Here is a 17,869-nt window from a genome sequence, read left to right on the forward strand (position 1 = left end):
TAGATTATTACTGCAAAGCTGATATTTTATGCAAGACAAAATTTTTAGAGTTTTACTTATTCTGTCGGCTGTTGTTATTCCTATCATCGGTGGGGGAATCGTATATTCCCTCACTGCCGATGCCTCCGGAGCGTTCGAACATTTTGGTTTCTGGAATTTTATCTTCTCCGACGACTGGGTAACGACGGCAGGAAAAGAAAGCTACGGAGCACTTCCGTTTATTACCGGAACATTGCTTACTACAATTCTTGCTCTGCTGATGTGTATTCCGTTCTCTTTGCCGGTTGCCTTGTTTACAGGTGAGTATTTCCGTGGAAAGAAAATTGCAGCAGTGCTGGGAACCGTTACCGATCTGCTGGCTGGTATTCCTTCCATTATTTATGGCTTGTGGGGATTTTATGTATTGCGTAACGTATTCATGCATTTAAACCTATCTCCACAAGGTTCGGGAATCCTTACTGCGGCTTTTGTGTTGGCTATTATGATTGTACCTTATGCAGCTTCTCTGAGTTCGGAGTTTATCAAAATGGTTCCTTCCGACTTGAAAGAAGGAGCATATGCTATGGGAGCAACCCGTGCAGAAGTTATCCGGAGAGTGGTTTTCCCTATGGCAGGATCGGGTATCTTTTCCGCTTATATTTTGGCTATCGGACGTGCTTTGGGAGAAACGATGACAGTTACAATGCTGATTGGTAACACCAATCAGATGCCTGAGACCTTGCGTACTACAGGTAACACGATGGCTAGTATCATAGCCAATCAGTTTGGTGAAGCCGACGGACTGAAACTTTCGTCATTGATTGCCATCGGTTTGTTATTGTTCCTTATAACAGCTGTTATCAATATGATTGGAAAAATATTGATACGCAAGGCAAGACATGTGTAATCTATAAAATAGAATTTGTATAAATGGTACGTGATAATAACATTCGAATCCGTATATTCAAGAACCGGTTGCTTTATGTGCTGGTGTGTGTGCTATCCGGACTGACAGCGATCCCTTTGCTTGCTATTTTGGGAGAAGTGCTGATAAAAGGATGGAAACAGTTGGGATGGTCATTCATTACCGAGGCAACTCCCAATGCATATAAGGCGATGCAGGCTGTCTCGGCGGGGCAGGATATTCCGGGTGGTATTGCCAATGGAATTGTGGGTACTTTCCTGATGTTGATGCTTGCTGCCGTAGTTGCTATACCAGTGGGTGTGTTCTGTGGAATCTGTTTGTCTGAATATCGGAAAAACTGGTTTGCAACGATTGTCAGTTACCTTACTGACTTGCTTCAGGGTACTCCTTCTATCATTATCGGTATTAGTAGGCTCGGCAAACAACGCCTTTCCGCTTTACAGCGGTAGGTTTTCGTTTGCCTGCCCCCGAACCGTACTTACACGTCTCCATGTATACGGCTCTCCATCTGTAACATCATCTTACTTGACACATCTCTGGATTTTTGCGTTACACTCCGCACATACAACCAAAGTCTTTCTGTGCATGTAGAGCATTTTGCGTTCCCAGTCATTTTTACCTTTTAACTCTTTGAGTGTGCGGACATGGTGCATTACCACTTCTCCGTGCTTGCCACATAGTTCGCACGTTTTTGTTGTAAGCCTTTCTATCAGACTCAACGATGGCGTTTTGAACATGTACGGCAGATTGTCACTTGGGGCTGTTTCACAATCCGTTTTACGGGCATACCCCTCATTATAGAATACCCTGTACTTGGTTTCTCCTCCCTTGTTTACAAAAGGCACTGCAAAGAGATTGTCCTTGCGGTATCTTTCAATGACTTTTCTCACTGACATATTCAGCTTTTGAGCAAGAGTTTTGTACATGGAGAACTTCATAATACAGCCGAAAGAGCGTCCCAAAGCCGATGCATTGTTTGCTATTGAGTAATAGTTGTAGAACCCTCGTATTTCGGTATTAAACTGAGATACAATCTCGTGCGCTTCATTGTCAATCATATAAGTCCTGCCTTTTGACACCCATGTCTCCTTGCCGTGTTTGGTGACAACTTTCATGGCTTCGAGGCTGAGCAGCTTGTTCTTGATTACTTCTCTTGAAACGTGCAATATCACGTTCCCATTGAAGTATCTGCGCACTGTTCCGTTACTGTTTCTCTTTGTGGCATAGTCTTTACGGACATATATTTCGTAACCCAAAAATTTTGCGCTGTCTTGTGCATTTGTAATCAAAGTCTTTTCCTGTGACATCTCCAGTCTTAACTTTTCCTGCATAAACTTAGTGATGTCAGCTTTGATTCTCTCACATTCGTTTTTCGTTCCGATAACTCCGATAAGGAAATCATCGGCATAGCGCACGTATTTCAACCTGCGAAAGTTTACATCCATATCATTGCCACTTGGCATTGTAAGTATCAGCTTCTGCTTTTCGTGCAGTTCTTCTACCATCCTTGTTCTTACGTTTACATCCTCTACTTCATTTATCCTACGTTTTAGGTAGTGTACTCTGCTGTTGAGTTTGCAAATATCCTTGTTGCGGCTTCTTGCTGTCCCTTTATTGAATTTGTTGGCATATTCATCCATGTACTTATCGAACTTGTCTAGGTATATGTTTGCCAAAATAGGGCTTATGATACCACCTTGCGGTGTCCCTGAATAAGTCTTGTTGAATTGCCACTCTTCCATGTACCCTGCATTGAGGAATTTCCGTATCAGACGAAGAAATCTGTCGTCTGCTATTCTGCCTTTCATTATTTCTATCAGCACATTATGGTCTATGTTGTCAAAGAAGCCTTTTATATCTCCCTCAATGAACCATTTTGCACCGTTGAAATTGTTTTGTAGACTTTTCAGTGCTGTGTGGCAGCTTCGGTTGGGTCTGAAACCGTGCGATGTCCACTCAAAGTGTCCCTCATATATGGCTTCAAGCACCATTCTTACTACCTCTTGAACCAATTTGTCTTCAAAAGACGGTATTCCTAGCGGACGCATCTTCCCATTCTTTTTCGGAATGTAAGTTCTCTTTGCAGGATTGGGACTATAAGTCTCATCCTTTATACTCTCTATGAGTTTGTTTATCCTGTCAATGCTCATTTCATCCTCAGTTTTGCCATCTGTGCCGGGTGTCATGTTGCCCGGCTTTGCACACATACGTTGGTAGGCGACAAAGAACATCTGTTCATTGAATAGAATACGGTAAAGCCTTTCGTATTTATACTCGGGCTCATTGCTGTGTCCAGCTAAAATGTTTAATACTTGCTCTGGATTTCTCATACGTCTCTCACGTTTTCCGTTGTTTGTATTAAAGTTACAGACTACTTCCCTTCGCCATGTACAAGGCTTTCCCTTGCTCGGACTACTACGGAAGTTCCGTTACCATATCGGATATTCAAAAGCTTTCTTTATAGCTGTTTGTTCCAGCGTTCCGACTTAGGTAATCCCCAGTTAGTTCTCTTAATAACTATTAGCACGACATACTGTCGGATGCGACTTTCGTTCTTGTCCGCTTATTGCGGCTGTGTCATAGTCGGTTCTTTATGCTCTGCACTAACGCACAAAATAGGCAGAGTACTATGAAACAACGTATGTATAATAGTCTTCCGTTGTTGCAAGATTTGGTACCACTGAACTATCATTCAACCAATCAAGGCTTCATCCTTATGTATGTCTTTTCGTCTTGCCCCTCAGTCGCCACCTGACTATTAGTGGACTTGGAGCTTTAATCAGTATGCTACACTCCCCATCGGGTTTCCCCTTTGGATAAACTGATTGACGATAGGATTATATCGAACCCAATCCTAACTTCTTGCTAAAGAAGTATTTATTAAGCGACCATTCTGGGCGCACTTACATATATCTGGGTGGTAGTGCCGATGAAAGGCTATTCGGCTATAGCCGGAAGCGTGGCACTGTTCATTATGATGCTGCCTCTTATCATCCGTTCTACAGAAGAAACAATGAAAGTGCTGCCGGAAACATTGAAAGAGGCCGGTCTGGCGCTGGGAGGTAGTTACTGGCGTGTTATGCTGCAGGTAATGCTGCCTTCTGCTTTGGGAAGTATCTTTACTGGTATTTTGCTGGCTATATCGCGTGTAGTAGGTGAAACAGCTCCGCTGATGTTTACTGCACTGGGAGGAGCTGCTATCAGCTGGAATATGACTAAGCCGATGTCGGCCGTTCCCTTGCTTATCTGGGAATTCTTCAATGATCCTAACTTGCAGAGCCTGATTTGGGGAGCCTCACTGTTCCTGCTTACTTTTGTACTATGTCTGAACTTATTAGCAAAACGAATCGCGAAGAAATGGAAAATATAAAAGAACCGATATTACAAATAAAGGATGTCTGTATTTCATATACATCCAGTACGATGGCTGTGAAGCATGTGTCGGCAGACATTCAGAAAAATACAATTACGGCTATCATGGGACCTTCGGGTTGTGGAAAGAGTACTTTACTGCGTGCCGTAAACCGTATGCACGAACTCTATAAAAATATTCGTGTGACAGGTGAAATTCTGTTGAATGGCGAAAACGTGCTTCAGATGCAACCGATGGAAGAACGTCGCCGTATTGGTATGGTATTTCAGCGTCCGAATCCGTTCCCGACCATGAATATTTACGATAATGTACTGGCTGGCTATTTATTGAATGGAATCCGCCTTTCCAAATCGGAAAAAGATGAAATCGTAGAGCGTAATTTGCGTAGTGTTGCTCTGTGGGATGAAGTGAAAGACTCACTTACCAAACGTGGTACATTCCTTTCCGGAGGACAGCAGCAGCGTTTGTGTATCGCCCGTTCGCTTGCGTTGAAACCGGATGTGCTGTTGATGGACGAGCCTACTTCTGCCTTGGACCCTATTGCAACCAAGTATATAGAAGAACTGATGGACGGTCTGAAGAAAGATGTTACTATCTTGATCGTTACCCACAACATGTCGCAGGCTATGCGTATATCCGACTATTCGATGTTTATGTATATGGGTGAACTGATAGAGTATGACCGTACAGACAAGATGTTTGATAACCCGACAGACGAGCGTACACGTGCTTATCTGACAGGAAAAATGGGATAAGGTCATACTTGTAACTATTCTGGGTACTCCGGAACAGACGGGAAAAATGAATGTTTTTCCGTTTGCTCCGGAGTGTTTTTTTAAGGAATTGCAACAAACAGGCAAAGTGGTTTGTTTATTAGGTAAAAGATTCTTTTTTTGAAATTTTTTTATTACTTTTACAATGAACATTAACCTCCTTGCTATGAAAAAGGGCTTCTCCATATTGCTGTTGACCGTTTGCTTGTTTTTATTTGCCTGCGGCGAACAACAAACCGGTATGCCCCGTCTGTCAGAAGAAACAGAACTAACTCCCGACAGTCTTCTTCTTCCGGCTCATACTCCGGAACTTCTCGTTGCGTCTGATATCAATCTGACCAAAGATTTGCTCTACGATAAATATACACTTGAGGATACTTATCCCTATGGTGATACCGTGCGCAGTTTCAAATGGGAAACGATACGGAAGTGTCTTGCCTTTATCGAAAACATGCATCGTGATACGTCACAATGGGTAGTGTTGCGAAACTATAAAAACCTAAACAGTGAGGCTCCTCTGGTACGACGTTATATACGCAATGCTTACGGACGGATTGCCGATACGCTTGGTGTGGAGCGATATCAGTCTGTTCCCCTGTATCTAACGACAGATTCTTCTGTCCCGGAACGTTATGGACGTGACGGCTCGCTGGCATATCTCCGTGGAAAGGCTGGCAGTTTCCTGCGTATAGCTCCGGTGGTGGAAGATGAAGAATATCTTGTACCGCCGCGCTATCTTCGTGTCTTGCCCGACAGCACTGTTTTTCACTATGTCGTTTTTGTCGACCGGGGCGATCAGAATATAGCAACTTTAGAACGTCTGTCAGAAGGTGAGTGGGTGATACGAAGCATGAATCCGGCTACTACAGGCGTGCATCGTCCGCCTTATGCTCAAGAAACGCCATTGGGAATGTTTCTGCTTCAGGAAAAGAAAACAAAAATGGTGTTCCTGAAAGACGGAGGTTCAGCTACGGGCGGATATGCTCCTTATGCCTCACGGTTTACCAACGGGGCATATATACATGGAGTGCCCGTTAATGTACCCCGTACAGCAATGATAGAATACAGCTGGTCGCTGGGAACCATTCCCCGTTCGCACATGTGTGTGCGTAATGCTACTTCACATTCCAAGTTTATATTCGACAATATGCCTGCCGAAGCTACGCTGATAGTCGTAATAGAGTGAATAAATAATAAAACTTGTTGCTTTTAACTATCTGATAATAAATAGTTACAGATAAAATGAGTAATTTTGCAGCCGTTATTTTTAAGAAAGACCATGCTGCGTATATCATTAACTGTATTTTTCCTGTTTGTTTCTTTTTTGTATTCCTTTACCGGACTAGGTGAGGGAGCATCTGCCGTACTTGAAGTTAAAAGTATGGCAAAACCCGACCGGTGTGCTGAACTTTTTAGAGAAATGCAATTGGAGGGTGAAGTGAATTACACCGCTTTTCGTCAGGCGGTAACAGGATATTACCGGATTGCTCAGCGCAAAAAAGAAATACTGACTCTGATAGATTTTTCCAAACCTTCTACCGAAAAGCGTCTGTATGTATTTGATATGAAAGAAAAGAAAATGCTTTTTTCTTCGGTAGTAGCTCATGGAAAGAATAGCGGAGGAGTATATGCAACGTCTTTCTCCAATGAATATGGCTCGTACAAAAGTTCATTGGGATTCTATCTTACGGCTTCTACCTATCAGGGAAAGAACGGTTATTCGTTGATACTCGACGGACTGGAGAAAGGTATAAACGACCGCGCCCGCGAACGTGCCATCGTAGTACATGGAGCTGCCTATGCCGATCCTTCCGTCATTCGTGCAGGGGGTAGGCTAGGAAGAAGTTTCGGATGTCCTGCCGTTCCGCAAAAACTTTCCCGGCCGCTTATCGATACCATCAAAGGAGGAAGTGTGATGTATATCTATGCTGCTACTCCCGAGTATCTTGCACAGAGCCATATCCTGAACTCCAAAGACCGTGCCTGACATTATGGTAATACCAAACACCAAAGCAGTCGGCTAATATCCATCCTATAGGAATCGACCACCAGATGCCGTGAACACCTATGGCTGGTATTGCTGCCAGTGCATATGCCAGAACGACACGTGTACCCAGTGAAAAAACAGTCAGTACAACCGACATGCCCGGCATGCGTACAGCTCGGTAAAACCCGTATAAAAGAAACAGATAACCTATACCTACGTAGAAGCTGCCTTCTACCCGCAGATATTCGACTCCAATATTGATAATTTCAGCTTCCGTGTTATCGATAAAGAACTGCATCAGCGGGCGGGCAAAGATGAACACCACTGCTGAGATTATCAGGCAAAACCACGTTGTAACACTGACAGCACTGCGGATACCTCGCCGGATACGTTCTTTTTGTCTGGCACCGAAGTTCTGTGCTACAAATGTAGAAAAGGCATTTCCGAAATCCTGTACCGGCATGTAGGCAAGCGAATCAATTTTTACCGCAACAGCAAAAGCTGCCATGACGCTTGTCCCGAAGCTGTTAACCAGTCCCTGTACCATCAGAATACCGAAATTCATAACGGATTGTTGCATACACGTCAGCGACGAATAAGTAGCAATTTCTTTTACCGATTTCCGGTGCAGGCGGATTTGGTTACGCTTCAGTCTGAATATCGGAAAACGATACAATGCATAGATACAAAGTCCTGCCGCTGCTATGGTTTGCGAAATGACAGTAGCCGCTGCTGCTCCTGATACTCCCCAATGAAATATCGGAATAAAAAGTAAGTCGAGCACAATATTCAATACTACAGAAACTGCCAGAAAATAGAGAGGTACTATTGAATTACCCAGTGCGCGCAGCAGGTATGCGTAATAATTATAAATGAATGTACTTGCTATGCCCGGGAATATGATGAACAGATAGTCGAACATCAGGCCTTTTATTTCTGCGGGAGTCTGAAGCAGGCGGATGATAGGATGGATACCAGCCAGTGCAATTATGTTCAACACCAGTGTGACACCTCCTGTCAGCACCAGCGATGAAACCAGACTTTGCTTCATACCTTCATAATCTTTAGCTCCGTATTGTATCGAAAAGACAGCGCCGCTGCCCATGCACAGACCGATAAACACCGATGTGATAAATACCATAAGCGTATAAGCCGATCCTACGGCAGCCAGTGCATCTGCCCCCAGATAATGACCTACTATCAGTGTGTCGGCTATGTTGTAGCACTGCTGCAGCAGATTGCCCAGAATCATCGGAACGGCAAAGCGCAACATCGTTCCCATGATGCTACCTTGGGTTAAATCGTTTGCTCTGTTATAATGTAAATTCATTTTTACTGCTAATTTGTAAGGGCCATACAGCCCTTTCCCCACGGCTCTTTCATTTAAAACAACCTCTATAATCCTTGTTATTCTCCGAAAAACCATTATTTTTGCGCACAGCGATGCAGGAAGCACCGCTTCCGGTGTTTCTTTTTATCGTTCATATAAAATTATTTTTGTAGGCGGAAATCAAATGCGACAGAGGTCGTTTTTTGATTTCCGCCTTAATTTTCGCTATGCGAAAATAAGATTTATTTTGCTGATATGCAACATTTTGCATGTCTAATATATAAAAAAGAAACATGCATTCTGCCGTCGTGGCAGCATAATGAAACATCTGAAAGAATTTGTGAAATCAGTGCCGGATTACCGCAGGACAGACAAGGGAAACTACAAATACAAGCTGGAAGATATTCTTCTCCTTGTAATACTCGGACGGCTGGGCAAGTGTATGACAAGACCGGATATAATCAGATTCGGCGAGCGTAATCTGAAACGCTTCCGCTCTTTAGGAATTTTGTTGGACGGTGTGCCTTCTGAACCTACGCTCTGCCGTATATTCAAACATATTGATGATGAAGCCATGTCTGAGCGGATGTCTGAATTTACCTCCACCTTCCATGATGAGCTTGTCGGTTGTGCCGGAGACATCCTCTGTATTGACGGCAAGGCAATGAGAGGGACGGTACTTGAAAACGGACGCACCCCCGACATCGTATCCGCCTATTCCCTTGAAGGAGGTTTCACCCTTGCCACGGACATGTGTGAAGAAAAAAGCAACGAGATAACTTCCGTACCCAAACTGTTGGACAAGGTGGATGTGTCAGGATGCATAGTTACGGCAGACGCCATGTCCTTCCAGAAAGCCATCATAGATAAAATCCGGGAAAAAGGCGGTGATTTCCTTATCGAGCTGAAGGCAAACCAGAGAACTCTGCGATATGGGGTTGAGGACAATGTCGAACTTGCAGAGCCTGTGGATGTATATTCGGAAGGCCCTTTTCTTGAACATGGCAGAATAGAGACCAGAGTATGCCGTATCTTTCGTGGAAATGACCTGATTACGGACAGGAAAAAGTGGAATGGAAATCTGACGGTTGTCGAAATACGGACTGCAACGGAGAGAAAATCTGATGGTCAGAAATCTTCCGAGAGGAGGTTCTATGTCTCCAGTTTTCACGGAAGTGCCAGGCGGCTGAGTACAATAGCCAGAATGCATTGGGCAATAGAAAGCATGCACTGGGACCTTGACCGCAACCTGAGGCAGGACTTCATCAGGCGGAATAGTGCAAGGTCCGCCAGAAACCTTGACACGATACAGAGGATAGTACTGGCAATACTTTCTATATGGAAAGGTAAAAGGAAAAAGCTCTCCGACAAGGCTAAGGGAACGGCCGAACTTATTAGAGAACTTTCTTTGGACTTTACCGCAATGATACATATGCTGGATCAAAAATGAGATAATTTGTAATTTCAGAGGATTCGTAACGTTTTGGGTATCAATCATAACAAAATCCCTACTTCCCATAAGAAGTGGGTGGGGGAATTATGTGCCTTTATCTAAGCTTAAATGAAAGAGCCGTGCCCTTTCCCTCTTTTGCAGGCGCAAATTTATTGCATAAATCAAAAACATGTGCTACCTTTGTCACAAATTATAAGTGTCTATAAATAGAAAAAGATATGTTCAGAACGTATACGTGCGGCGAGTTAAGACTTGCCGATGCAGGTAAAAACGTGACACTTGCCGGATGGGTACAGCGTACACGTAAAATGGGCGGAATGACATTTGTTGATCTCCGCGACCGTTATGGCATCACTCAGTTGGTGTTCAATACAGATGTGAATGCAGAATTGTGCGAACGTGCCAATCATTTGGGCCGTGAGTTTGTCATACAGGTGAAAGGCCAGGTTAGCGAACGCTCAAGCAAGAATGCCAATCTTCCGACAGGAGATATTGAAATCATTGTTTCAGAACTGAATGTGCTGAATACTGCACTGACTCCTCCGTTTACAATCGAAGACAATACCGACGGTGGCGATGACCTCCGTATGAAATACCGTTACCTTGATTTGCGCCGTACGGCAGTCCGTAAAAATCTGGAACTGCGTCATCGTATGACGATGGAAGTACGCCGTTATCTCGACAGCAAGGGATTCCTCGAAGTAGAAACTCCGATGCTGATTGGTTCTACTCCTGAAGGTGCACGCGATTTCGTTGTTCCTTCTCGTATGAACCCGGGACAGTTCTATGCACTTCCACAGTCGCCTCAAACACTGAAACAGTTACTTATGGTTTCTGGTTTCGACCGTTATTTCCAGATTGTAAAATGCTTCCGCGATGAAGACCTTCGTGCCGACCGTCAGCCTGAGTTTACACAGATTGACTGTGAAATGAGTTTCGTAGAACAGGAAGACATTATCCAGATGTTCGAGGGTATGGCTAAGCATTTGTTTAAAGAATTGCGTGGCGTGGAACTGACAGAACCGTTTATCCGCATGCCATGGGCTGATGCCATGAAATACTATGGTAGCGACAAGCCCGATTTGCGTTTCGGTATGAAGTTTGTCGAACTGATGGATATTCTGAAAGGTTACGGTTTCTCTGTATTCGATAATGCGGCTTATATCGGCGGTATTTGTGCCGAAGGTGCAGCGCACTATACACGTAAGCAGCTCGATCAGCTGACAGAATTTGTAAAACGTCCGCAGATTGGTGCGAAAGGATTGGTTTATGCACGTGTGGAAGCCGACGGTAATGTGAAATCAAGCGTTGACAAGTTCTACAGTCAGGAAGTGCTTCAGCAGATGAAAGAAGCTTTCGGTGCTAAACCGGGTGACCTGATTCTGATTTTGAGCGGCGATGATGTGATGAAGACTCGCAAGCAGTTGTGCGAGCTTCGTTTGGAAATGGGTAACCAGCTGGGCTTGCGCGACAAGAACCAGTTTGCTTGCTTGTGGGTAGTAGACTTCCCGATGTTCGAATGGAGCGAAGAAGAAGGCCGATTGATGGCAATGCACCATCCGTTCACTCATCCGAAGGACGAAGATATTCCATTGCTTGATACAAATCCGGCTGCTGTCCGTGCAGACGCTTACGATATGGTAGTAAATGGAGTAGAAGTAGGTGGTGGTTCTATCCGTATTCACGATTCACAGCTTCAGGCCAAGATGTTTGAGATTTTGGGATTCACTCCCGAAAAGGCTCAGGAACAGTTTGGCTTCCTGATGAACGCCTTCAAGTTTGGTGCGCCTCCTCACGGTGGTTTGGCATACGGACTCGATCGTTGGGTTTCGCTGTTTGCCGGACTCGATTCTATCCGCGACTGTATTGCTTTCCCGAAAAACAATTCCGGACGCGATGTCATGTTGGATGCACCGGGTTATCTCGATCAGAAACAGCTCGACGAGCTTAACTTGAAAGTTGAAATAAAAGAATAAAATAAAGTTATTTTCAGATATTATAATTTCGAGCAAGGCAAGATAGTCGCGACGACTGTACTTGCTTTGCCTCGAAATCTTTTTATGCCTTTTCCCGATTATTTTTGATGAGAGAGTCTGTCCGTATTCTACGTTTTGCCATAGTAGGTACATTGAACGCCCTGATAACTGCACTGATTGTAGGATTGCTCATGCATATAGAGGGTGAACATTACATGATAGCCAATGTAGTGGCTTATGTAGTGGCGCAGATTCATAACTTTATATGGTGTAAGTTCTGGATTTTCCCTTTTGATGCCGACCGGAAGAAGAATACCATCTGGCATGAAATCTTGTTTTTTGCCTGTGCTTTTGCGGTAGCGTATGCAGCGCAGTTCCTGTTTCTTTTGTTTCTTGTCGAAATTTGCGGGTGTAATGAATATCTTGCTCAGTTCCTTGGACTTTTTGTGTACGGTGCAATCAACTTCATGAGCAACAAGTGGATAACCTTCCGTTGATTTTCTTTTCTCTGGCTTCTCATTCTGGAAGTCATATCTTATTTCAAACTATATTTTATTGTTTACTTTTATGCTCTTTACTGCATGTATGCGAGGGAAGAAGTATAATGGTAAAGCACTCGTTGTGCAATATCCCTACAGTTAAAATTCAGAAAGAATTTGCAGAATAATTATTTTATTCGTAGTTTTGCGAACAACAAATAATAAATATTCTATGGCTGATAAGAAATATACAGACGAACAAGAACAGATAGCCCGTTTTGCCAAAGCGATGGGACATCCTGCGCGTATGGCCATCTTGCAGTTTCTGCTCCGCCAGGAAACCTGTTTTTTTGGTGATATTCACGAAGAGTTGCCTATAGCGAAAGCTACAGTTTCACAACATCTCAAGGAGCTGAAAGAAGCAGGTCTGATTCAAGGAGAAATAGAGGCTCCTAAAGTGAAATATTGCATTAATAAGGAGAACTGGGCACTGGCGCAGAAAATGTTTGCCGGTTTCTTCGGACAACAGGTGTGCAAGAAAGAGAGCTGTTGCGGCTAAGCCGGCTCTTTTTTTCTATTTGTTGTTCGTTATTCTACGAAAGACTAACTTTAAGTATATGTAAATATGAAAAAGATTTTATTTTTATTAGCTGCATGCTTTGTTTTTGTTGCTTGCGGGATGAAATCCAAGACTGAAGGAACCGTTTTGCCGGCAGAAAAAGAAACGGCAGTTCGTTCGGATGGTGTAGAAGTTCTTTGTTTCCACAGCAAGCAACGCTGTGCTACCTGTATTGCAATCGAAAAAAATGCAAGGGCAGCAATTGACAGTGCTTTTGCAGACAGACTGGCAGACGGTACATTGAGTTTCAGAATTATAGACATCTCGAAACCGGAAAATGAGGCAATAGCCGAGAAATATCAGGTAACATGGTCTTCTCTTTATATTGTCAGTCATAAAAACGGACAGGAAAAAGCTGAAAACATGACTGAATTTGCTTTTTCGAATGCCCGTAAATCTCCGGGAGAATTTAAGAAAGGATTAGTGGATAAAATTAATGAAATGATAAATTGATTTCATTATGGACTGGCTACAGACATTATTGGATAATAGTACGACACCCCTGCTGACAGCCTTTTTATTAGGTCTGCTTACAGCCCTTTCACCTTGTCCGTTAGCAACAAATATAGCTGCTATCGGTTTTATCGGAAAAGATATTGAAAATCGCAGACAGATTTTCCGTAACGGCTTGCTTTATACGCTGGGGCGTATTGTTGCCTATACCTTACTGGGAACTATATTGATTACTGTACTGAAGGAGGGATCCAGCATGTTCGGGATTCAAAAGACAATAGGTACATACGGTGAATGGCTGTTAGGACCGCTGTTGTTGCTCATCGGACTGTTCATGCTTTTCGGAAGCAGACTGAACCTTCCTCAGTTTGGGTTTAGTGGAAATGCCGAAGGCTTGGCCAAAAAAGGAGGGTGGGGTGCTTTGTTGATAGGCATTCTGTTTGCTCTTGCCTTTTGTCCCACCAGTGGGGTGTTTTACTTTGGAATGCTGATTCCGATGTCGGCTACTGCAACTGCCGGCTATGTTCTGCCTGTGGTTTTTGCTGTAGCAACTGCTATTCCGGTACTGCTTGTAGCATGGGTACTGGCGTTCAGTGTGCAGCGTCTGGGCACTTTTTACGGAAAGATGCAGGTCATACAGAGATGGCTGAATCTGGTGGTAGGAGTGCTTTTTGTCATTATTGGCATGTATTATTGCTATATCATATATTTATCATAAATAATCATTTAAAAAACATTTAGAACAATGGAAGTAAAAGTTTTAGGACCGGGTTGTGCCAAGTGCAAAACAACCTTTCAGGTGATAGAAAAGGTAATAAAAGAGAACAATTTAGACGTGAAACTTACAAAGGTGGACGATATTATGGAAATGATGAGTTATAATATCATGACCACTCCTGCTGTAGTAGTAGACGGTGAAGTGAAGATGAAAGGGCAGGTTCCTTCGGAAAGTGATGTGAAAAGACTGTTAGGTATTTGATAGTAAATATATGATACAACGATTTGCCGACTGGCTGGTTTACGACATCTCCGGACTAAGTGCAGATACCTCACTGGGTATAGCAGTCAATTTCTTCTTTTACGATACTGTCAAGATTCTTATTCTGCTGTTTTTCATCAGTGTGCTGATGGGTATTATCAACGCCTATTTCCCCATTGAACGGCTGCGTAATTATCTGGTTACTCATAAAATGTATGGGTTGCAGTATTTACTGGCTTCTTTATTCGGAGCCATCACTCCGTTCTGTTCGTGTTCATCCATTCCGTTGTTTATCGGATTTGTGAAAGGGGGTATTCCACTTGGAGTTACATTTGCATTTCTGATAACTTCTCCGCTTGTGAACGAAGTTGCTGTGGCAATGTTTCTCGGTTCATTCGGACTGAAAGTGACACTTATATATGTTATCAGCGGCATACTGCTCGGAGTGATCGGAGGATTTGTTTTGGGAAAGATGAATCTGTCACCTTATCTGAGCGACTGGGTCCGCCAGATCCAGGCAGACTCTTCGGCTCAGGCAGACGAGTGGGAGAAAGAACATATCTCTTTCTTCAAACGGCTTCCGTCTATCGTTCGCGATGCCTGGCGTATAGTAAGAGGAGTACTGATATATATATTGATAGGTATCGGTATCGGAGCCTTTATGCACGGTTTTGTGCCGGAAGGATTTTTTGAAGCCTACCTTTCGAAAGACAACTGGCTGGCTGTGCCGCTTTCTGTAATTTTTGCGGTTCCGATGTATGCCAATGCCGCCGGTATTGTACCGGTCATCCAGGTATTTGTTGCAAAGGGTATTCCTATGGGAACTGCCATTGCATTCATGATGGCAGTTGTCGGTCTGTCTTTGCCGGAAGCCACATTACTCAAGAAGGTCATGACCTGGCGTCTTATCGGCATTTTTTTCGGTACAGTCGCATTGTTTATTATCCTTTCAGGATATTTGTTTAATCTAATTCTGTAATAATCAGATTCATGTATTCTATGAAAATATTGATTCTTTGCACAGGAAACAGTTGCCGGAGCCAGATGGCGCACGGCTTTTTGCAATCGTTCGATGCTTCTCTTGAAGTTTATTCGGGAGGAACTCACCCCGCAGCTTGTGTCAATGCCAAGGCTGTGGAAGTGATGAAAGAAGCAGGTATCGATATTAGCAGTCACATTCCCACTCATGTAGATACTTATCTTGACCAGGCCTGGGATTATGTAATAATCGTATGTGGAGGAGCCAATGAGAGTTGCCCTGCCTTTACGGGAAAAGTAGGCAGACGCCTTCACATTGGTTTCGACGATCCTTCGCATGCTGTAGGGACACCGGAGTTTATAGATGCCGAATTCCGTCGTGTGCGCGATGAGATTAAAAACGCCTTTGCCCGATTCTATCTCACGGAAATCAAAAAGCAGGAACTTCCCAAATGCTCTTGCGGAGGATGCTGTGATGAATAAAGATGCTCTCTTGTTTCTTTAAATAACTATTTATGGGGGGAGGCCGTATCTTCTGTCTTGAGAGCAGAAGTTTGGTTTCCCCCATTTTATTTTCCTGGGTGGAACGGACTGTTTATCTCAGTTTGATGGAAAGCCTGTTGAAACGTTCATCCATCATGTGTGCAGGTATGATTGCCTTTATGGTATCGAGTACGGCATTTACCATCCTCTCCCTTATAAAATCGTCCTTTATAAGAATCGAGACATTTCTTTGTGCAGGCGGATTGACATCGAGAGTCTGTATGTTCTTTTTCTGTTCTTCATTCAATGTACTGATATGCAGTTCCGGAATAATGGTGTATCCACCGTTTTTATCTACTATTTTTATGAGCGTATCAATACTTCCCGCCTCATAGATATGGTTACCTATATCTTTGTTTTTACAGAAATTTATGCCACTGTTGGGAAGGCAGTGTCCCTCTTTCAGAATCCACATGTGTTCCGGTGGCAGATTGCCGTTTGCGATTATCTGCCGTGCTTTACTGCATCTTTCCGAGAAGTAGGCAACAAACTTTTCCACATATACCGGAATCTCCAGAATGTTGGCCTGCGCTTCGGGAGGCGTGGTGATGGCAATGTCCAGATTCCCGAATCTGAGATCCTGAACCAGCGATTTGTTCTCCTTTTCGTCGATGGAAAGATTCACATTGGGATATGTATTTCTGAAATGATAGATAAAGTCGGGAACAAGATAGGGAGCGATGGTTGGCAGGATGCCGATACGCAGACTGCCGTTCATGCTGCTGCTTTCATCAGCTACCACCTCTCTGATTCTCTGGGTTTCGTTCAAGGCTATTCTTGCCTGCCTTATTATTTTTTCTCCGATGGCAGTAGGAGAAATATTCTTCCGGTCCCTGCTGAATATTTTCACATCCAACTCTTCTTCCAGTTTCTGGATCATGGCACTCAGAGTAGGCTGAGTCACACCACAAGCCTCGGCAGCCAGCACAAAGTGACGATACTTGTCCAGCGCTACTATATATTCCATTTGTTGTAAAGTCATACATCAATAGATTTTATCTATACAAAGATAGAAAAAAGCTGTTGTAAACCTTTCAGGCAGATTGTATTTTTGCATCAGAAACAAATACCTGATCATTGAAAATGAGAAGAATTTGTTCCGATAGTAAAGTATAAACCATAAAGATAAAAGAATATGAAAGCAGTAAACCTTACAAAAGCCGATTTCCTGAATAAAGTAGCAAACTATGAAGTAAATCCCGAATGGAAGTTTTTGGGTGAACGTCCCGCAATAATCGATTTCTACGCTACCTGGTGCGGTCCATGCAAGATGCTGGCTCCCATATTGGATGAAATTGCCGAAGAATATGCCGGTCGGGTAGACGTATATAAGGTAAACGTAGACGAGGAAGAAGAACTTGCAGCTCTTTTCAGAATCAGAAGCGTACCTACCTTGCTTTTCGTCCCGTTGACGGATGCACCGCAGATGGCACAGGGAGCACTTCCTAAGAAAACACTGGTAGAAGCTATTCAGAATGTACTGTTGAGTGGTAAATAAATGTTCCATAAAAGAAAATTGATATGAAAAAGATATTATTGCTGATTGTATCTGTTTTTATGACAGGCAGTCTGGTTTACGGACAGACAGGTAAAGTTATTCACATCAACCAGTCGGAGTTTATAGAAAAGGTATACGACTATAAGAAGAATCCAGACAAATGGGTTTATGAGGGAAGCAAACCAGCCATCATCGATTTTTACGCCGACTGGTGCGGACCTTGCCGCAGGCTGTCCCCCGTACTGGAGAAGCTGGCAGAAAAATATAAGGATAAGATTGTAATTTATAAGGTCAATACAGATAAGGAGCGTGAGCTTGCAGCAGCCTTCGGCATTACAAGTCTGCCTACTCTCGTATTCATCCCATTAGGAGATACGCCACAAGTTTCACAAGGTGCTTTGCCACAGGAAGTCTTGGAGAAAGGAATCGAAGAAGTCCTTTTGAAATAAATCAGGCTAGATAAAAAATACCCCTTACTTTTGAAAATAGTTGAAAAGTAAGGGGTATTATAATTTTTATGCGAA

Annotated in this window: 19 protein-coding genes and 1 pseudogene; 17 read left to right on the plus strand and 3 right to left on the minus strand. The window is 43.4% G+C overall.

Annotated features, from left to right (window positions below):
- Nucleotides 1-28 precede the first annotated feature (28 nt).
- Together pstC and ACDG22_RS10770 are read left to right on the plus strand one after the other, a co-directional pair.
- Nucleotides 29-886 carry a phosphate ABC transporter permease subunit PstC gene (pstC, locus tag ACDG22_RS10765; RefSeq protein WP_007568945.1) on the plus strand — a complete coding sequence of 286 codons (858 nt, stop codon included), beginning with the start codon at nucleotides 29-31 and terminating at the stop codon, nucleotides 884-886.
- A gap of 23 nt (nucleotides 887-909) precedes the next feature.
- Entirely contained in the window at nucleotides 910-1,353 is a 444-nt protein-coding gene (locus ACDG22_RS10770) for an ABC transporter permease family protein (protein ID WP_270230767.1), read from the plus strand.
- A 72-nt stretch (nucleotides 1,354-1,425) separates the two neighbouring features.
- On the opposite strand, the gene ltrA is transcribed toward ACDG22_RS10770, so the two are convergent.
- Nucleotides 1,426-3,234, minus strand: coding sequence for a group II intron reverse transcriptase/maturase (ltrA, locus tag ACDG22_RS10775; RefSeq protein WP_118047455.1), 1,809 nt, complete (start codon nucleotides 3,232-3,234; stop codon nucleotides 1,426-1,428).
- Between the two features lie 560 nt (nucleotides 3,235-3,794).
- Here ltrA and ACDG22_RS10780 point away from each other — a divergent pair.
- The 4 genes and pseudogenes from ACDG22_RS10780 to ACDG22_RS10795 form a co-directional block, all read left to right on the plus strand.
- Nucleotides 3,795-4,274: pseudogene (locus ACDG22_RS10780) on the plus strand (PstA family ABC transporter permease); the annotation flags it as partial.
- Nucleotides 4,262-5,032: a phosphate ABC transporter ATP-binding protein PstB gene (gene pstB, locus ACDG22_RS10785; RefSeq protein ID WP_007568950.1), complete on the plus strand. Its 771-nt coding sequence runs from the start codon at nucleotides 4,262-4,264 to the stop codon at nucleotides 5,030-5,032. The pseudogene ACDG22_RS10780 and the gene pstB, both read left to right, overlap by 13 nt.
- Nucleotides 5,033-5,216: 184 nt before the next feature.
- Nucleotides 5,217-6,236 carry a L,D-transpeptidase gene (locus tag ACDG22_RS10790; RefSeq protein ID WP_148315611.1) on the plus strand — a complete coding sequence of 340 codons (1,020 nt, stop codon included), beginning with the start codon at nucleotides 5,217-5,219 and terminating at the stop codon, nucleotides 6,234-6,236.
- A gap of 195 nt (nucleotides 6,237-6,431) precedes the next feature.
- A complete protein-coding gene (locus ACDG22_RS10795; RefSeq protein ID WP_370858885.1) occupies nucleotides 6,432-7,037 on the plus strand; it encodes a murein L,D-transpeptidase catalytic domain family protein in 606 nt (201 codons plus the stop codon).
- Here the strand turns inward: ACDG22_RS10795 and ACDG22_RS10800 are convergent.
- The gene (locus tag ACDG22_RS10800; protein ID WP_178269778.1) at nucleotides 6,982-8,367 is read right to left on the minus strand and encodes an MATE family efflux transporter; all 1,386 of its coding nucleotides are present in this window, start codon (nucleotides 8,365-8,367) and stop codon (nucleotides 6,982-6,984) included. The two genes, ACDG22_RS10795 and ACDG22_RS10800, sit on opposite strands and share 56 nt — an antisense overlap.
- Before the next feature lie 319 nt (nucleotides 8,368-8,686).
- On the opposite strand from ACDG22_RS10800, the gene ACDG22_RS10805 reads away from it, so the two are divergent.
- The 9 genes from ACDG22_RS10805 (at nucleotide 8,687) to ACDG22_RS10845 (ending at nucleotide 15,787) form a co-directional block, all read left to right on the plus strand.
- Nucleotides 8,687-9,817, plus strand: a complete 1,131-nt coding sequence (locus ACDG22_RS10805) for an ISAs1 family transposase (RefSeq protein ID WP_007565353.1) — start codon at nucleotides 8,687-8,689, stop codon at nucleotides 9,815-9,817.
- Nucleotides 9,818-10,038: 221 nt separating this feature from the next.
- Nucleotides 10,039-11,796: an aspartate--tRNA ligase gene (gene aspS, locus ACDG22_RS10810; RefSeq protein ID WP_007568959.1), complete on the plus strand. Its 1,758-nt coding sequence runs from the start codon at nucleotides 10,039-10,041 to the stop codon at nucleotides 11,794-11,796.
- Nucleotides 11,797-11,903: 107 nt separating this feature from the next.
- Nucleotides 11,904-12,293: a GtrA family protein gene (locus ACDG22_RS10815; RefSeq protein WP_022126237.1), complete on the plus strand. Its 390-nt coding sequence runs from the start codon at nucleotides 11,904-11,906 to the stop codon at nucleotides 12,291-12,293.
- Nucleotides 12,294-12,507: 214 nt separating this feature from the next.
- The gene (locus ACDG22_RS10820; RefSeq protein WP_007568966.1) at nucleotides 12,508-12,834 is read left to right on the plus strand and encodes an ArsR/SmtB family transcription factor; all 327 of its coding nucleotides are present in this window, start codon (nucleotides 12,508-12,510) and stop codon (nucleotides 12,832-12,834) included.
- A gap of 66 nt (nucleotides 12,835-12,900) precedes the next feature.
- Nucleotides 12,901-13,347, plus strand: a complete 447-nt coding sequence (locus ACDG22_RS10825; RefSeq protein WP_007568967.1) for a nitrophenyl compound nitroreductase subunit ArsF family protein — start codon at nucleotides 12,901-12,903, stop codon at nucleotides 13,345-13,347.
- Between the two features lie 7 nt (nucleotides 13,348-13,354).
- Nucleotides 13,355-14,065: an aromatic aminobenezylarsenical efflux permease ArsG family transporter gene (locus tag ACDG22_RS10830; RefSeq protein WP_178269896.1), complete on the plus strand. Its 711-nt coding sequence runs from the start codon at nucleotides 13,355-13,357 to the stop codon at nucleotides 14,063-14,065.
- Nucleotides 14,066-14,092: 27 nt separating this feature from the next.
- Nucleotides 14,093-14,326: a thioredoxin family protein gene (locus ACDG22_RS10835; protein WP_178269897.1), complete on the plus strand. Its 234-nt coding sequence runs from the start codon at nucleotides 14,093-14,095 to the stop codon at nucleotides 14,324-14,326.
- A gap of 10 nt (nucleotides 14,327-14,336) precedes the next feature.
- Nucleotides 14,337-15,305, plus strand: a complete 969-nt coding sequence (locus ACDG22_RS10840) for a permease (protein ID WP_178269898.1) — start codon at nucleotides 14,337-14,339, stop codon at nucleotides 15,303-15,305.
- Nucleotides 15,306-15,325: 20 nt separating this feature from the next.
- Nucleotides 15,326-15,787, plus strand: a complete 462-nt coding sequence (locus tag ACDG22_RS10845) for an arsenate reductase ArsC (protein ID WP_178269899.1) — start codon at nucleotides 15,326-15,328, stop codon at nucleotides 15,785-15,787.
- 112 nt (nucleotides 15,788-15,899) lie between these two features.
- On the opposite strand, the gene ACDG22_RS10850 is transcribed toward ACDG22_RS10845, so the two are convergent.
- A complete protein-coding gene (locus ACDG22_RS10850) occupies nucleotides 15,900-16,829 on the minus strand; it encodes a LysR substrate-binding domain-containing protein (protein WP_178269900.1) in 930 nt (309 codons plus the stop codon).
- Between the two features lie 153 nt (nucleotides 16,830-16,982).
- On the opposite strand from ACDG22_RS10850, the gene trxA (ACDG22_RS10855) reads away from it, so the two are divergent.
- Both trxA (ACDG22_RS10855) and trxA (ACDG22_RS10860) read left to right on the plus strand, forming a co-directional pair.
- Entirely contained in the window at nucleotides 16,983-17,345 is a 363-nt protein-coding gene (gene trxA / locus ACDG22_RS10855; RefSeq protein ID WP_007568972.1) for a thioredoxin, read from the plus strand.
- A gap of 23 nt (nucleotides 17,346-17,368) precedes the next feature.
- Nucleotides 17,369-17,794, plus strand: a complete 426-nt coding sequence (gene trxA, locus ACDG22_RS10860; RefSeq protein WP_022125040.1) for a thioredoxin — start codon at nucleotides 17,369-17,371, stop codon at nucleotides 17,792-17,794.
- Nucleotides 17,795-17,869 lie beyond the last annotated feature (75 nt).

Source organism: Phocaeicola coprocola (genome assembly GCF_041333015.1).
In the GTDB taxonomy this organism is placed as follows: domain Bacteria; phylum Bacteroidota; class Bacteroidia; order Bacteroidales; family Bacteroidaceae; genus Phocaeicola; species Phocaeicola coprocola.

Coding starts and splice junctions, on each gene's coding strand:
- pstC (WP_007568945.1), top strand. CDS start 29: ATGCAAGACAAAATTTTTAGAGTTTTACTTATTCTGTCGGCTGTTGTT.
- ACDG22_RS10770 (WP_270230767.1), top strand. CDS start 910: ATGGTACGTGATAATAACATTCGAATCCGTATATTCAAGAACCGGTTG.
- ltrA (WP_118047455.1), bottom strand. CDS start 3,234: ATGAGAAATCCAGAGCAAGTATTAAACATTTTAGCTGGACACAGCAAT.
- pstB (WP_007568950.1), top strand. CDS start 4,262: ATGGAAAATATAAAAGAACCGATATTACAAATAAAGGATGTCTGTATT.
- ACDG22_RS10790 (WP_148315611.1), top strand. CDS start 5,217: ATGAAAAAGGGCTTCTCCATATTGCTGTTGACCGTTTGCTTGTTTTTA.
- ACDG22_RS10795 (WP_370858885.1), top strand. CDS start 6,432: ATGGCAAAACCCGACCGGTGTGCTGAACTTTTTAGAGAAATGCAATTG.
- ACDG22_RS10800 (WP_178269778.1), bottom strand. CDS start 8,367: ATGAATTTACATTATAACAGAGCAAACGATTTAACCCAAGGTAGCATC.
- ACDG22_RS10805 (WP_007565353.1), top strand. CDS start 8,687: ATGAAACATCTGAAAGAATTTGTGAAATCAGTGCCGGATTACCGCAGG.
- aspS (WP_007568959.1), top strand. CDS start 10,039: ATGTTCAGAACGTATACGTGCGGCGAGTTAAGACTTGCCGATGCAGGT.
- ACDG22_RS10815 (WP_022126237.1), top strand. CDS start 11,904: ATGAGAGAGTCTGTCCGTATTCTACGTTTTGCCATAGTAGGTACATTG.
- ACDG22_RS10820 (WP_007568966.1), top strand. CDS start 12,508: ATGGCTGATAAGAAATATACAGACGAACAAGAACAGATAGCCCGTTTT.
- ACDG22_RS10825 (WP_007568967.1), top strand. CDS start 12,901: ATGAAAAAGATTTTATTTTTATTAGCTGCATGCTTTGTTTTTGTTGCT.
- ACDG22_RS10830 (WP_178269896.1), top strand. CDS start 13,355: ATGGACTGGCTACAGACATTATTGGATAATAGTACGACACCCCTGCTG.
- ACDG22_RS10835 (WP_178269897.1), top strand. CDS start 14,093: ATGGAAGTAAAAGTTTTAGGACCGGGTTGTGCCAAGTGCAAAACAACC.
- ACDG22_RS10840 (WP_178269898.1), top strand. CDS start 14,337: ATGATACAACGATTTGCCGACTGGCTGGTTTACGACATCTCCGGACTA.
- ACDG22_RS10845 (WP_178269899.1), top strand. CDS start 15,326: ATGAAAATATTGATTCTTTGCACAGGAAACAGTTGCCGGAGCCAGATG.
- ACDG22_RS10850 (WP_178269900.1), bottom strand. CDS start 16,829: ATGACTTTACAACAAATGGAATATATAGTAGCGCTGGACAAGTATCGT.
- trxA (WP_007568972.1), top strand. CDS start 16,983: ATGAAAGCAGTAAACCTTACAAAAGCCGATTTCCTGAATAAAGTAGCA.
- trxA (WP_022125040.1), top strand. CDS start 17,369: ATGAAAAAGATATTATTGCTGATTGTATCTGTTTTTATGACAGGCAGT.